The organism is Mesorhizobium sp. UC74_2, from assembly GCF_042701485.1.
Classification (GTDB): Bacteria; Pseudomonadota; Alphaproteobacteria; order Rhizobiales; family Rhizobiaceae; genus Mesorhizobium.
On sequence record NZ_CP170562.1, the window covers coordinates 701,836 to 716,971 of the forward strand.

At 60.3% G+C, this 15,136-nt stretch carries 13 protein-coding genes; 5 read left to right on the forward strand and 8 right to left on the reverse strand.

Features of this window, described 5'->3' with window-relative positions; all coding sequences use genetic code 11:
* The first annotated feature begins 188 nt into the window (after positions 1-188).
* A complete protein-coding gene (locus ACFJIU_RS03225) occupies positions 189-926 on the forward strand; it encodes a helix-turn-helix domain-containing protein (RefSeq protein WP_379067444.1) in 738 nt (245 codons plus the stop codon).
* A 104-nt stretch (positions 927-1,030) separates the two neighbouring features.
* Here ACFJIU_RS03225 and ACFJIU_RS03230 read toward each other — a convergent pair whose 3' ends face one another.
* The 6 genes from ACFJIU_RS03230 to ACFJIU_RS03255 all read right to left on the reverse strand — a co-directional run bounded on the left by ACFJIU_RS03230 (position 1,031) and on the right by ACFJIU_RS03255 (position 7,642).
* Complete coding sequence (locus ACFJIU_RS03230; protein ID WP_379067446.1) at positions 1,031-1,762, reverse strand: FadR/GntR family transcriptional regulator; 732 nt, start codon at positions 1,760-1,762, stop codon at positions 1,031-1,033.
* 31 nt (positions 1,763-1,793) lie between these two features.
* Positions 1,794-2,702, reverse strand: a complete 909-nt coding sequence (locus ACFJIU_RS03235) for a dihydrodipicolinate synthase family protein (protein WP_379067448.1) — start codon at positions 2,700-2,702, stop codon at positions 1,794-1,796.
* A gap of 8 nt (positions 2,703-2,710) precedes the next feature.
* Complete coding sequence (gene araD / locus ACFJIU_RS03240; RefSeq protein WP_379067450.1) at positions 2,711-4,423, reverse strand: L-arabinonate dehydratase; 1,713 nt, start codon at positions 4,421-4,423, stop codon at positions 2,711-2,713.
* A gap of 37 nt (positions 4,424-4,460) precedes the next feature.
* The gene (locus ACFJIU_RS03245; RefSeq protein WP_379067452.1) at positions 4,461-5,267 is read right to left on the reverse strand and encodes a carbohydrate ABC transporter permease; all 807 of its coding nucleotides are present in this window, start codon (positions 5,265-5,267) and stop codon (positions 4,461-4,463) included.
* A gap of 14 nt (positions 5,268-5,281) precedes the next feature.
* Complete coding sequence (locus tag ACFJIU_RS03250) at positions 5,282-6,160, reverse strand: carbohydrate ABC transporter permease (RefSeq protein ID WP_379067454.1); 879 nt, start codon at positions 6,158-6,160, stop codon at positions 5,282-5,284.
* An 84-nt stretch (positions 6,161-6,244) separates the two neighbouring features.
* A complete protein-coding gene (locus ACFJIU_RS03255; RefSeq protein ID WP_379067456.1) occupies positions 6,245-7,642 on the reverse strand; it encodes an extracellular solute-binding protein in 1,398 nt (465 codons plus the stop codon).
* A gap of 110 nt (positions 7,643-7,752) precedes the next feature.
* Here ACFJIU_RS03255 and ACFJIU_RS03260 point away from each other — a divergent pair, with 110 nt between their 5' ends.
* Together ACFJIU_RS03260 and ACFJIU_RS03265 are read left to right on the forward strand one after the other, a co-directional pair.
* Positions 7,753-8,814 carry an ABC transporter ATP-binding protein gene (locus ACFJIU_RS03260; RefSeq protein WP_379067458.1) on the forward strand — a complete coding sequence of 354 codons (1,062 nt, stop codon included), beginning with the start codon at positions 7,753-7,755 and terminating at the stop codon, positions 8,812-8,814.
* Between the two features lie 3 nt (positions 8,815-8,817).
* A complete protein-coding gene (locus ACFJIU_RS03265; RefSeq protein ID WP_379067460.1) occupies positions 8,818-10,437 on the forward strand; it encodes a GMC family oxidoreductase in 1,620 nt (539 codons plus the stop codon).
* 25 nt (positions 10,438-10,462) lie between these two features.
* On the opposite strand, the gene dgoD is transcribed toward ACFJIU_RS03265, so the two are convergent.
* Positions 10,463-11,611 carry a galactonate dehydratase gene (gene dgoD / locus ACFJIU_RS03270; RefSeq protein ID WP_379067462.1) on the reverse strand — a complete coding sequence of 383 codons (1,149 nt, stop codon included), beginning with the start codon at positions 11,609-11,611 and terminating at the stop codon, positions 10,463-10,465.
* 15 nt (positions 11,612-11,626) lie between these two features.
* Positions 11,627-12,376, reverse strand: coding sequence for a FadR/GntR family transcriptional regulator (locus tag ACFJIU_RS03275; protein WP_379072943.1), 750 nt, complete (start codon positions 12,374-12,376; stop codon positions 11,627-11,629).
* 186 nt (positions 12,377-12,562) lie between these two features.
* Here ACFJIU_RS03275 and ACFJIU_RS03280 point away from each other — a divergent pair, with 186 nt between their 5' ends.
* Both ACFJIU_RS03280 and araG read left to right on the forward strand, forming a co-directional pair.
* Positions 12,563-13,555: an arabinose ABC transporter substrate-binding protein gene (locus tag ACFJIU_RS03280; protein WP_379067464.1), complete on the forward strand. Its 993-nt coding sequence runs from the start codon at positions 12,563-12,565 to the stop codon at positions 13,553-13,555.
* Between the two features lie 62 nt (positions 13,556-13,617).
* Entirely contained in the window at positions 13,618-15,129 is a 1,512-nt protein-coding gene (gene araG / locus ACFJIU_RS03285; RefSeq protein WP_379067466.1) for an L-arabinose ABC transporter ATP-binding protein AraG, read from the forward strand.
* Positions 15,130-15,136: the final 7 nt, after the last annotated feature.

A 15,136-nucleotide genomic window follows, 5' to 3' on the forward strand; every position in this document is an offset into this window, starting at 1 on the left:
TCGCTGCCGAACACGACCTGCTTGGGGATACGCTGCCCCGCGGATGGGTCCCGTTGCGGCGCGTCAACGGTCGGGGCCTCCATGTGGCTTGTGCCCCCGCAGCTTCATCTCCGTCATAGCGTTTGGCAGCGTGCTTACAGGTTACGAAGACTTGTTCAGTTTTTGATCATCGAAGACCAGGAAAGAAGATGTCCCCCGCGCAGCGCGACGAAACACCCTTAGCCGGTGAAGTTGCGATCCCCTTCGGTTTCCGCAAGGGCGAGACGGCCGATCGCGAGCAGAACATTCGAACGGATCCGAAACTTCGGCGCGATTTGTTACATCACGCAATTGGTCGTGCCGTGCGAGACCATCGAAGGCGGCAGGAACTCAGCAAGCAGGAACTCGCCACCACGGCGGGAGTATCGATCGGAATGCTCTCGCGCATCGAAAATGCGACTGTTTCGCCATCCTTGCAAACGTTACGCGCGCTCGCTGCTGCACTTGCTATGCCGTTGTCAGGCTTTTTCGAAAGCTATGATGAAAACCCCGGAGTGCTCTTCTCGAAAGGGCTACCTGATGGCAATCAAAACTTCGCGACATTCTGTCAAAGCGAACGTGCACACGCAGCGGAAGCGATGTTGGTTGAGCTGGCCGATCCTTTGGATGAGTTTTTCACACTCTCTCAAAAAGGAGTGCGGTTCATCTATGCCCTGGAAGGTGGCTTCACCTGCAGGCTTGGTCGGCGGCGGTTTCGATTGACACCGGGCGACAGCTTGACCTGTACTTCAGAAGTGCACCAAAAAATCGTTGGAGCAACGACATTGCCCATTCGATTCCTGATGGTCACTTTCCATCCGCAAAGTCCGGTTCGAGCGCATCCAACCTCTGCATTTGACCTGTCCTTCTCAGCAAACCGGCGGGGAGATCGTCTTTCGAAGCTGTGATTGGCAGGCACAACATGAATTGGCGGACTGCTTATCTCGTGTACCGTCAATGCATGTCTGTTTTCGCAGCTGTTGTTTCCGCGACGGGCACGTCTCGGAGATACTCAAGTTTGGTCTTTTGCCATTTGTCCGAAGTTCCGCTCATAGGTATCGGAAATTAGCTTTTCAGCCGCCTTGGTCGCTTTGACGGGATCTCGCTGCTCGATAGCTTTCACGATTGCCTCGTGCATGCCGAGCGCATGGCCCATACCACCGAATCTGGTGAAGGTCTTCGGGACACTGATCGTCAGTGCCGCACGGATGACTGAACCGACAGGCGTGAGGAATCGGTTGTGCGCAGCCTGGATGATACCCAGGTGGAAGGTGATGTCGGCTTCGATGGCAAGTTTGGGATTGGAATGATCCTGCGCCATTGTCGCTAGTGCCGCGCGAAGTTGGGCAAGGTCGCTCTCGGTAGCGCGCCTCGACGCCAATCCGGCGGCGAGCGGTTCGATCGCCGATCTGATTTCGAACAGTTCTTCGGCCAGCGCCTTTTCGTTCTGTTCGCCATGCCATGACATGACCGTGGGATCGAGCGTGTTCCAGAATTCCTGTGCACGAACGCTGGTGCCGATGCGCTGCTTGGCCTCGATGAACCCCTTGCTGGTCAGGATCGTGAGCGCTTCGCGCAGCGTCGTGCGGCTGACCTGGAGCTGGTCCAGCAGGTCTGTTTCCTTGGGCAACTTGTCGCCCGGTCGCAATTCTCCGCGCAAAATGCTGCGTCCCATGCGGGCGGCAATCTGCGCCGGCAAACCTCGCCCGGAAGCCGGAACAGGTTCCATCATGTCGCTCGCCAATGCCATGTCGGCTGTCCCCTTCCGTTACCCGCTATCCACCTGGCAGCGGGCCGAGTTGTGCCGCGAAACGCTCCACCATCTCAAGCCCGATCTTGTCGGGACGAAGGGCTGGGGCCCGATCGTGGATCGGGATGCCGGCACGAGCACCGAACAGGCGCTTGCCATAGCAGATGAGGTTCTCGATGCCTTGCATGACAAAAACCGCCGCCGGCAACATCGCTCGATACTGTGTCTCCGCATTGTCCTCGTCGCCGCTACGAAAGGCTTCATATGCACGCACTGCGTAGTCGATGCAGTCCGGGGCAAGGATCATGCCCCGGCAGCCGGCGCGGAAATTGTCGGTCAACTCCAGTCCGCCCCGGCCGTTGAACACCGGGACGCGGCCCTCTGTGCGCGAGATCAGGCTGGCTATGTCGACGACTGGCCCTTCGCCCTTGACCAGACTGATGTTGGGGTGCTGCCTCACGAGGTCGCGGATTTCGTCAGCGGTCAGTCCGCGTCCGAAGAAAGCCGGGGCATTTTGAATGGCCACCGGTAGATCGGTTGCTTGTGCGACGCGTCCAAAGAAGCGGATGTATTCGGCCGCACCATAGTTGCCCACCGGCGGCGGCTGGAGGATGACCCAATCCGCGCCGACGCCTTCGGCATGGCGGATCTGGGCGATCTGCTCGCCAACCGAGGCGCCGAAGATGGTGAAGGCGAGCGGCACTCTTGCGCCGGTGTCCTCTGCGACCCAGTCCATCAATGTACGGCGTTCCGCCTCCGTGAGTTTCGAGACTTCCGTGGCGAGCCCCAGCGCCGCCATGCCGTGTGCCCCGGCCCCAAGGCAAAGTTCCACCTGCCTGCTTATCGCGGTTCGGTCCAACCGCTCCTCGCCATCGAACAACGCGTAGACGATGGCATGAATGCCTTGGAAATTGTCGGCATCGAGTTTGCGCATCTGGTGCCTCAATGGCTTTCGCGTGGGACGGCGTGACCGCGACAACCAACCAGGAAATCGAGATCCGCGCCGCGATCCGCCTGCAAGACGTGCTCGACATAAAGACCCTGATAGCCACTCGACATGGCGGGAATGGGTGCTTCCCATTCCGCGCGCCGCCGCTGCAGTTCTTCGTCCGAAACGTCGAGGTGAAGCCTGCGTGCTTCCACGTCAAGCTCGATGACGTCACCACTTTGTACCAGCGCCAAGGGCCCCCCGATGGCTGCTTCCGGCGTTGTATGCAGCACCACCGTGCCAAAGGCGGTGCCGGACATGCGCGCATCCGAGATGCGCACCATGTCGCGTACGCCTTTTTGCAGAAGCTTCCGTGGCAATGCCATATTTCCGACTTCGGCCATGCCCGGATAGCCTTTCGGGCCGCAATTCTTCAGCACCATGATGCAGCTCTCGTCGATGTCGAGTGTCGGGTCGTCGATGGTGGCCTTGTAGTGGTCGATGTCTTCGAACACGACTGCCCGACCCCGGTGTCGCATCAGTTCCGGCGAAGCAGCGGAAGGCTTGATGATCGCCCCATCGGGAGCCAGGTTGCCACGCAGAACAGCGATTCCACCATGTTGTGTCAGGGCTTGATGCTTCGGCCGGATGACCTGGGGGTTATAGTTCTTCGCCTCGGTGAGCTCATCGCGCAAAGTTCTGCCGGTTATCGTCAGCGCGTCGACATGAAGGAGATCGGCAATCTCTTTCATCACGGCGGGGACGCCGCCGGCGTAGCAGAAATCCTCCATCAGGAAGCGTCCCGAAGGCATAAGATCGACGATGGTTGGCACGTCGCGGCCCAGTCTGTCCCAATCGTCAAGCGTGACGTCCACGCCGACACGTCCGGCGATTGCAAGAAGATGAACGACGGCATTGGTCGAGCCGCCGATAGCGCCGTTGACCCGGATCGCGTTCTCGAAGGCTTTCTTCGTCAGGACCTGCGACAGTTGCAAATCCTCCTCCACCATTTCGACGATGCGGCGGCCACTCATCCGCGCCAGCCGGGCTCGATGGGCATCCACGGCGGGGTAGGCGGCGTTGCCTGGCAAGGCTATGCCGAGTGCTTCGACAATCGAGGCCATGGTCGAGGCCGTGCCCATGGTCATGCAGTGACCGGGGGAGCGCGACATCGCACTTTCGGCCTGGGCAAACTCGCGCTCGCTCATGATGCCGGCGCGCACGTCTTCGGAAAACTTCCACACATCCGTGCCAGAACCGATCTCCCGACCGCGGAAGCGACCGTTGAGCATCGGCCCTCCGGAGACGACGATGGAGGGCAGGTCGCAGGAGGCAGCACCCATGATGAGGGACGGCGTGGTCTTGTCGCAGCCGGCCATCAGCACCACCCCATCCATCGGATTGCCGCGGATCGCCTCCTCGACGTCCATGGAGGCGAGATTGCGGAACAGCATGGCGGTTGGGCGCAGGTTGGATTCCCCGCAGGAGAACACGGGAAACTCCAACGGCAGGCCGCCCGCTTCGAGCACGCCTGCCTTGATGTGTTCGACAAGCCCGCGGAAATGCGCGTTGCAAGGGGTGAATTCGGAGAAGGTATTGCAGATCCCGATCACGGGCCGGCCGTCGAACGCATCGTCTGGCAGGCCATTGTTCTTCATCCAGCTGCGATGGATGAAAGCATCCTTGCCAAGGCCTCCAAACCAATGCTGCGAGCGCAGTTTCGTCATTTTGCGAACTCCAATCTTGTCTGCATGCGATCGGAGCTCACTTGACGGCCCCCATGGTCAGGCCGCGGATCAGCTGTTTCTGGAAGACCAGAACGAACACCAGTACGGGAACCAGCAACACGATCGAAGCGGCGGACAATTCGCCCCAGCGGACCTGCTGGTAGCCGACGAAGGCATAAAGACCCAGAGGCACTGTCCGAACGTCGTTGCCGCCGAGAACCAGTGCAAAGAGGAACTCGTTCCAGGAAAACAGGAATGCCAGGATCGCCACGGCAGCAATTCCGGGGAGGACGACGGGAAGGCAGATATGGGAGAAGGCCTGGAAATATGTCGCGCCGTCGACGGCTGCCGCCTCCTCCAGTTCATCTGGCAGGTCCTCGAAGAAACCCTTCATCAGCCAGACGACGATGGAAAGGTTGATCGCCACATGAGCGACTATGAGGCCGGCATGCGTGCCGATAAGCCCCGTCTTCACATACATCACGAAGAATGGGATCAGCACCGCGACCGGCGGCGTCATGCGGGTGGTCAGGATCCAGAAGCCATAGTCGGCGTTGGCGCGAAACCGATACCGTGCCAGCACATAGGCTGCCGGAAGCCCGATCAGCAAGGCAAGTGCCGTCGAGACGAGCGCTACGATGGCGCTGTTGGCAAAGTATGTCCAGATTGCAGGATCGGACAGAACCGTGATGTAGTTGTCGAGGATCGGAGCGAACAGGAATTTGGGCCGCCGCGCCATGGCATCGACTTCTGTCTTCAGGGACATCATCGCCAGCCAGTAGATGGGGAACAGGCACCAAAGGGCGAAGGCCGACAACACCAGGCGGCGCGCGAAAGGTGTCAAGGAACGCGTCGCTTTCATAACGCTGCCCTCGGCACGAACATACGCATGCGACGGAGGAAAACCTGCGCGGCAACGATGGTTATGGCCAGCATGACGATCGCGATGGCGGCGGCATAACCCATGGAGAGAAACTCGATGCCCTGTTTGTACGCCAGCAGGTTCAGCGTCCTGGTTGCAACGCCCGGCCCCCCGCCCGTCAGCACGAAGATGATGTCGAAGGTCTTGAAGGCGTCGATGGCGCGAAAGACGATGGCGACGCCGAGATAGGGGAGAAGCGCCGGCAGGGTATGATGGAAGAACACCTGGGTCTCGGTCGCGCCATCGATCCTGGCGGCCTGCAGAGGTTCTTCGTCCATCGCCGCGAGCCCGCCTGCCGCGATCAGCAGCATGAACGGCGCCCATTGCCAGGTATCGACGATCAACAGCGATGTCATCGCCATCGCCGGCGTGCCGAGCCAGTCCTGAGCCGGCAGGCCAGTTAGCTTCAGCAGATAGTTGAACACGCCCAGCGACGGGTTGAACATCATGCGGAACGTGAAGACGGCGGCAACGGGGGTGATGGCCATGGGCAGAAGATAGATCGCCCGCAGCAGAGGAACGGCTCTGGTTTCGTGATGCAGGAACGTGGCTATCGCTACGCCGAGCGTGAGCTGGATGGCGACTGCAAGCACGGTGAACAATGCCGTTGCGCGCAATGCCGTCCAGAATTCTTCCGCCTGCAGGAGTTTGAAATAGTTCTGTAACCCGGCAAACGCCAGCGAATCCGGTGTCACCAGCGAATAGTTGCTGAGGCTCATGGCGACGGACGCGATGAAGGGAAAGATGGTGAGGCCGAGCAGCAGCACTGTCGTCGGCGTCAGCATGAGGATGATGAAACGCGTACGCGCGCCCATTTCTAGATCACGTCCTGTTTTGGCAGTTGCGCCATGTCACAGGCGCAACTCGTCTCAATCGATTTCTCGCGCCAGTTGTTGGCCTCATAGTCCCAGCGCCTGGCGAACCTTGCCGTCGGCATCGCCAAAGGCTTTGGCGGCATCCTTGCTGCCGGTCACGACCTCGTTGACGGCGATGCCGACGGCATCGAGAATTTCAGGAGCTTTCGGGTGGAACCAGGCGGCCTTGAACAAATCGCCGTCGGCGGCCTGCAGGTTCTTCAATGCGGCATCTGCGGCTTGAGCGCCGAAGCGGTCACGAAAAGCCGATGTCTGCCAGGCTGAGCTGCGCGGTGTTGCCAGACCCGCAGCCGCGGTCAGGGTCGATGTGGGCTTCGACGTTGCCCACATGAGGAACAGCCAGGCCGCATCCTTGTTGGCGGATTTCGCGTTGATGCCGGCCATCCAGTGCCACATGTTCGGTTTGGCGGCTTTGCCGGCAGGGGCCGGCAAGACGCCGAACAGCGTGTTTCCGGAGACGGTGCTTTTCGACTTGTCTTCGATATCGGTGGCGAAGTTCGAGGAATCGCAGCCGATCGCCACGGCACCCTGCATGAAGTCGTTCAGGCATTCCATCCAATGGTAGCTGGCGATGCCGACCGGTCCTGCTTCGCGGAGCAGTTTGCCATACATCTCGAGTCCGGCGATCGATTCAGGCATCGTGAGGCCGGACTTGCCGTCCTTTGTCACATAGGCGCCGCCATAGGAGAAAACGAAACCCGCCAGCGTCCAGGGCGCCGCGTCGCCCGTCGGCTTTGCCCGCATGGCTATGCCTGCCACATCTTCACTTTTCAACGTGACAGCAAGCTTGAGCAGATCGTCCATCGAGGCGGGTGCGGCAAGAGCTTTCGCATCCAGCATGGACTTGTTCATGAACAGGGTTTGCGCCTCGGCGGTGATGGCGAGGCCGTAGGACGCGTCGTCACTCCATTTTTCGAAGCTGCGGGCTGACGAGAAGATGTCTGGCTCATCGTACCAGGCCGCATCGAAGAGGGAGGCATCGCCTCTGAATGCATCGAGAGGCTGCAGCCATTTCGCCGAGATGGCCTGGCCAAGGGCCCAGATCATGAAGACGTCTGGTGTGCCGCTGCCGCCGCCCAGCTTCACCGGCATGGAGGCAGCGAATTCCGTTTCCGATTGTTTCTCGACTTTGACTTCGATCCCGGTCAGTTGCGTGAAGAGCGGGATCAGGGGCACGATCGCATGCATCCAAACATGCTCCAGGCCACCCAACACGATCGTCTGGCCTTTGTATTTCTGCCAGTCCACCTTCGCGCCAGCATAGAGCTTGAGCAGTTCGGCGGTGTTTTCCTGGGCATGGACCGGAAGCCCCGAGCGTAGAGCGATCACACCGCCCGCGGCCAATATCGAACTCGCGCGCAGGAACGAGCGACGGTCCACCGCGAGGTGCAGTCCTCCCGTCGGCATTTTCATCTTGTCCATCACATCCTCCCAGTGGGCCGGCGCCATGCCGACAACAAGATCAACTCATGTCTTGAATACTCATATTATCGGAGTTATTAATGGTCAAGACGGAATGAAGGAGAGGACATTTGGTCGACGTCGAACTGTCCAATGTGGGAAAAAGCTGGGGCGCGGTGCAGGTCATCCGCCATCTCGATCTTCACGTGAAGGACGAGGAATTCCTTGTGTTGCTCGGTCCCTCCGGCTGCGGAAAGACCACGACCATGCGCATGATCGCGGGTCTTGAGGATGTGACCTCTGGTGACATCCGCATTGGTGGCCAGTCAGTCGTGGGCAAGCTGGCGCGTGAGCGCGACATTGCCATGGTGTTCCAGAATTATGGGCTCTATCCGCATATGAGCGTGGCCGACAACATCGGCTATCCGCTGCGGCTGCGCAAAATCCGGCCCGATGAGCGCCAGGAGCGCGTCAGGTCGGCCGCGCGCAGGGTCCATCTCGAGGAACTGCTCGAGCGTAAGCCGCGTGCCTTGTCTGGCGGGCAGCGCCAGCGCGTCGCACTGGCGCGCGCGATCGTGCGCACCCCGCGTCTGTTCATGCTCGATGAGCCGCTGTCCAATCTCGATGCGAAGCTGCGTGTTTCGATGCGCGCGGAACTCAAGCATCTGCATCACGAAATGAGAACGACGACGATTTACGTCACGCATGACCAGATCGAGGCGATGACGCTGGCAACACGCGTCGCCGTCATGCAGGGTGGCCGCATCGTCCAGCTCGATACGCCTGAAAACATCTACAACGATCCTTCGGAATTGTTCGTCGCCGCATTCATCGGTTCACCACCGATGAACCTGCTGCGCGGAACGATGTCGGATGGAAAATTCCGCAGTGCAGGATTCGAAATAGTCGCGCTGCCGGCATCGGTTGGTGGAGATGTCACGATGGGCATTCGCCCGGACGATGTTGCGCTCGTCGGCAGTTCGGATGGCGCCGACATGGTTGCAACGGTATTCGCGACCGAATTCTTTGGCCAGAATACCCTGGTTTCGATCAAGGCGGGCGACAGTCTCTTCTGTGCGGTGGCTGACGCCAATCGGAAAGTGAAGATCGGCGAGACGGTCTTCCTGACGCTGGGACGCGACCGGATCTTTTTCTTCGACACTGCAGATGGAAAGCGGCTGCGTCCGAGTTGAGCCATGGCCATGAAGCGCTACGACTACATCATCGTCGGTGGTGGCAGTTCCGGCTGCGTCGCGGCCTGGCGCCTGGTGGAAGAATTCGGTGCCAGCGTGCTGCTTCTGGAGGCCGGGATACGGCGCATGAGCCCACTGATGCACATGCCTGCCGGCTACATGAAGTATCTGGGGCGCGACACCTATCTCGACATGTACCATATGGTACCGCAACCGCAACTCGATGGAAGAAGCACGATCGTACCGCAAGCGAGGGTTCTCGGCGGCGGCTCTTCAGTGAACGCCATGGTATACATGCGCGGACAGGCGGCCGACTACGACAACTGGGCTGACATGCTGGGCACGGGCCACGACTGGTCGTGGGCCGACATGCTCAATCATTTCAAGGCGCTCGAAAACAACGACCATCTCGGCGCTCCCGCTCACGGCAATTCCGGTCCGCTCAGCGTATCGGCACCGTTCCATCACTGCGCGATGACGGACGCTTTTGTCGCCGCGGTTCAGAATGCCGGTGAGCCTTTCACCCCCGATTTCAACGGCGGCCGGCAGCGTGGTGTCGGATACATGCAGTCGACGATCGGACCGGATCGTCGCCGCTGCAGCGCAGCGGATGCTTTTCTGTCGCGTGTTCTGCAAGATTCCAAGTTGGAGGTGCGCACGCAAATCAGGGTCGACCGTGTGCTTGTCGAAGCCGGGAGGGCAACGGGTGTCGAGTTCCGTCGCGATGGTCAGGTCGAACGCGTTCATGCCGATCGCGGCGTCATCATGGCTGCTGGTGCATTCAACACGCCAAAGCTGTTGATGCTGTCAGGGGTCGGCGCGGCCGATCATCTGCGCTCGCTTGAAATCAAGCCAATCTGTGACCTGCCCGGTGTCGGAAGAAACCTGCAGGACCATTGCGAGGTACCCCTCATCTTCAGGAGCAACGGCCGCTACGGCTATTTCGGCGAAGATCGTGGCTGGCCGATGATCCGCAACGGACTGCAGTATCTGTTGTTCGGTTCCGGCCCGGTCGCGTCGATCGGTGTCGAAGCCTGCGCCTTCGTCAATCCCGACGATGCTGAAGCCGATGCAACACTCAAGATCTACTGCGTTCCAACTGTCTACGTCGATCGCGATATCTCCGGCGTCGAGCCTTGCGATGGCCTGACAATGACCTGTTGTCTCCTGCGACCGCATTCGCGCGGGACCGTCACGTTGCGCTCGAACAAACCAGACGCCATGCCGCTAATCGATGGTGGTTTCCTGCGCGATCCCCGCGACATGGAAACGATGATCAAGGGGTTGAGGGTGGCGCGGTCCTTTGCACGCCAGGAGCCGTTGACCGGCCTGCTAGAGCAAGAAATCGTTCCGGGTAGCGGGGCCGCCGAAGATCCGCTTTTGCGTGCCCATGCCAAACGAATGGTCAAGACAAATTACCATCCGGTCGGAACCTGCCGGATGGGAGCCGAGGACGATTCCTCGGCAGTCGTCGACCCGGCGTCCATGGCTGTCCATGGGGTGAGGGGACTGTACGCGATTGATTGCTCGGTGATGCCGACAATCGTCAGTGGAAACACCAATGCGCCGGCCATGGCGATCGCTCACAAGGCTGCCGGCCTGATCCACGAGGCTCGGGTCTAGCGCCTGTCGAGAAGCGCTCCGCTCATCACCACTCGGCGAAGGATCCATCGGCATGGCGCCAGACCGGATTGCGCCAGCGATGGCCTTCCCGGGCGCGTTCCCTGACATAGTCCTCATCGATTTCGACGCCCAGTCCGGGGCCATCGGGAATGGCGACGAAGCCTTTGTCGTAGCGAAAGACGTCCTTGTTCTTGGCGTAGTCGAGCAGGTCGTTGGCCTTGTTGTAATGGATGCCGAGGCTCTGTTCCTGGATGAAGCAGTTGTAGCTCACCGCGTCGAGTTGCAGGCAGGCGGCCAGCGCAATCGGCCCAAGCGGACAATGCGGAGCCACCGCGATATCGTAGGCTTCGGCCATGGCGGCGATCTTGCGGCATTCAGTGATGCCGCCTGCGTGTGACAGGTCCGGCTGGATGATGTCTACGGCGCCTTCCTCGAACACATGCTTGAAGTCCCAGCGACTGTAGAGGCGCTCGCCGAGTGCGATCGGGGCAGACGACATGGCGGCGATTTCTTTCAGAGCCTCGCGGTTCTCGCTCAACACGGGCTCTTCGATGAACATCAGCCGATAGGGCTCCAATTCCCTGACAAGTGCCTTGGCCATGGGTCGATGCACGCGACCATGGAAATCGACAGCGATGCCGACATGCGGCCCGACGGCTTCGCGCACCGTCGCCACGCGTTCAACCGCGGCGTCGATGCGGTCGTGGCTGTCGACGATCTGCAATTCTTCCGTGCCGTTCATCTTGAGTGCGGTGAACCCACTGGAGACGACCTGTCTGGCGCCATCCGCGACCTCCGAAGGCCGGTCGCCGCCTATCCAGGAATAGACCTTGATGCTGTCGCGGCAGCGCCCGCCCAGGAGCTCATGCACCGGCACACCGAGTGCCTTGCCTTTGATGTCCCAGAGCGCCTGGTCGATGCCGGCGATGGCGCTCATCAGGATGGGGCCGCCGCGATAGAAACCGCCGCGATGCATCACGGACCAATGATCCTCGATCAGGCGTGGATCCTTGCCAACGAGATAGTCCGCCAGCTCCTTCACGGCGGCTTCGACAGTAAGCGCGCGCCCCTCGACGACTGGCTCACCCCAGCCACTGATGCCTTCGTCGGTTTCGATCTTCAGGAACAGCCAGCGCGGTGGCACGATATAGGTGGTGAGGGTGGTGATCTTCATCTTGTCGGGTCCGGATCAGCTGTTCTTGATTTGCTTGGCGCTCACCAGGTCGCGGGCCGCGAGATCGAGGATGTGGTCGGCCGCCTTCCTCGCCGCGTCACCGTCGCGTAGCCGCAGCGCCTCCACCACTTCGCGGTGGGCTTCCACCGCCTCGGCGCGTCGATCAAGCGAGATCACGGCGGTGGCCTCGAGTGAAAACCTCAGCGCCGTGTCGATCATCCCGCCGATCTGCCTGAAGATGGGATTGTGGCTTGCCCGATAGAGGATCTGGTGAAAGGCGATGTCCGATCGCGAGAACTTGACGATGTCCTCGGCTGCGTTTGCCATTCCGTCCCACGCCATCTCCAGGTCAGCTATTTCACGCAAGGTCGCTCGCGTCGCGGCAAGTTCCGCCACAAGCGGCTCGATCGCCCGACGTGTTTCGAGAATGGCGTCGAACAGCTTGTCGTCCAGCGCATGCGGCGCGTGCCAGGCAAGCACCTGGGAATCAATGATGTTCCAGTTGTCCTCGTCACAGACGATCGTGCCCACGCGGGGACGGCTCAGCACCAGTCCCTTAGCGGCCAAAACCTTCAAAGCCTCGCGTATCACGGTTCTGCTGACGCCGTGTTCGGCACCCAGGTCGTTTTCGGTCGGCAGGAAGCTGCCTTGCTTGTAGCGGCCCGAAAATATGTCAGACGCGATCACGCGTGTGATGTCCGTCATGACACGGGGGCGCAGCATCTTTGATTTTTTGTCCGACAATCCCTGCGACGCGTCAGCCATGTGTTCCTCCCTCGCGGGCGATCTCCTGATTCCCTGGCCGAGACTACTGGGGACAGCGGCTATCGCAATCTTCCCAACTCCCATTCTGTTACCCCATTTATCATACCAAGGCAATTGACTGGTATGATAAAATGAAATACTGATCCGGGAGGGCTCGCAGCCCAAGTCGCGTTCTGGGAGGAAACCATGCGATTTCTGAAAAAGGCGCTCGTCGCCAGCGCATTTGCCGTTACCGCCATTGTCATGGGTGCGCCGGCCTATGCTGCGGACGTAAAGATCGGTTTCGTCGTCAAACAGCCTGAGGAGCCCTGGTTCCAGGACGAATGGAAATTCGCTGACCAGGCTGCGAAGGAAAAAGGCTTCACGCTGGTGAAGATCGGCGCGGAAGACGGCGAGAAGCTGATGTCTGCGATCGACAATCTGGGCGCGCAAGGTGTCCAGGGCTTTGTTGTCTGTACACCCGACGTCAAGCTGGGGCCTGGCATCGTCGCCAAAGCGGCAGCGAACAATCTCAAGCTGATGACCGTCGATGACCGTCTGGTCGGCGCCGACGGCAAGCCCCTGGAAGACGTGCCGCATATGGGCATCTCGGCCACCAAGATCGGTGAAGCTGTGGGGCAGGCGATCGTCGATGAGATGAAGGCACGTGGCTGGAATGCCGACGAAGTCGGGGCAATCCGCGTTTCCTACGATCAACTGCCAACCGCAGTGGACCGGGTCGAAGGTGCCATTTCGGTTCTGAAAAGTAACGGCTTCAAGACCTCCAATATCTTCGACGCGCCGCAGGCCAAGACCGATACGGAAGCCGCGCTGAATGCCGCGACCGTCGTGCTCAACGCCCATCCGGATATCAAGAAATGGGTCGCCTTCGGTCTCAACGACGAGGCGGCGCTTGGCGCGGTTCGGGCTTCCGAGAGCGTGGGCATTCCGGCTGCCAACGTTATCGGCGTCGGCATCGGCGGGGCGGATTCGGCAATCAACGAATTCAAGAAGCCGCAGCCAACCGGTTTCGTCGGCAGCGTCATCATCTCACCGAAGCGCCATGGCTACGAGACGTCGCTCAACATGTACAGCTGGATCGCCGACAACAAGGATCCGGAAAAGCTGATCCTGACTTCCGGCTCCCTTGCAAAGCGGGACGACTACCAGAAGGTCCGCAAGGATCTTGGTCTCGAATAGGTTCGGGCAGATCAACCTGATGGCGGCGGGCTCCTGTCCGCCGCCGCTCCGGGGCACAGCTGATGTCGTTTCTCGAATTTTCCGAAATCTCCAAATCCTATCCGGGCGTCAAGGCACTCTCGGGGGTGTCGTTCGGCGTCGGGAAGGGTGCGGTACACGGCCTGATGGGAGAAAACGGTGCCGGCAAGTCGACGCTGATCCGCATTCTTTCCGGTGACCAGGCTGCGGATACCGGCGAGGTCAGGATCGATGGCCATGCCCAGCACTATCATTCGACACGCGATGCCTTCCATGCAGGCGTGATTGTCATCCACCAGGAACTGCAACTTGTCCCGGAACTGACGGTCGCGGAAAATCTGTACCTGGGACGTTTCCCGAACAATGGCGGCATAATCCAGACCAACCAGATGTTCGCTGATGTCAGCGGCAAGCTGAAGGCGTCCGGCATCGATATCGATCCCCGGCGCAAGATCAAGACACTCTCCATCGGCGAACGCCAGATGGTCGAAATCGCGAAGGCCGTGATGCTGGATGCGCGGGTAATCGCGCTGGATGAGCCGACATCCTCACTTTCGTCCCGCGAAAGCGAGATCCTTTTCTCGCTGATCGATCGCCTGCGGGCCGAGGGCAAAGTCATCCTCTACATTTCCCATCGCATGGACGAAGTCTTCCGTCTTTGCGACAGCCTGACTGTCCTGCGCGACGGCAAGCTTGCAGCCCATCACCCGCGTCTGGCGGGGGTGACACGCGACCAGGTCGTTGCCGAAATGGTCGGACGCGAGATTTCCAATGTCTGGGGCTGGCGCGGCCGGCCGGTCGGCGAGGTTCGCCTCAAGGTCGACGGGGTCGCGGGCGAAAAGCTGCGGCAGCCGGCCGATTTCGTGGCGCGTTCGGGCGAGGTTCTGGGGTTCTTCGGCCTGATCGGCGCCGGCCGATCCGAGCTGATGCGTCTGGTCTTCGGCGCTGATCCGCGCTGGGCCGGCACAGTTCACGTCGATGGCAAGGCCGTTACGGCCTCCGATCCACATCATGCCATACGCTCGGGTGTCGTGCTCTGTTCGGAAGATCGCAAATATGACGGCATCATCCAGGGCCGTTCGATCGAAGAAAACATCAACATCTCCTCACGGCGTCACAATGCGCGCCTGGGGCTGCTCGACAGGAAGCTGGAAGCGGACACGGCCGAAACGTTCATCCAGAAGCTCAAGATCCGCACACCCTCGCGCAGGCAGGATGTCGTCAATCTGTCCGGCGGCAACCAGCAGAAGGTCATTCTCGCGCGCTGGCTTTCCGAACAGGGGATCGGCACGCTGATCGTCGACGAGCCCACCCGCGGCATCGACGTCGGCGCAAAGTCCGAGATTTATGAGATCCTTTATCGGCTTGCCGAAAGTGGCATGGCGATCGTCGTCATCTCAAGCGAACTGCCCGAGATCATGGGTATCTGTGACCGCATCCACGTCATGTGCGAGGGACGCATAAGGGCTGAATTGACGCGCGACCGTTTCAACGAACGCGAAATACTGGCCGCTGCCTTACCGGACAAGAGCGTGCCGGCAGCGATCGCATCCTGAGGAGCTT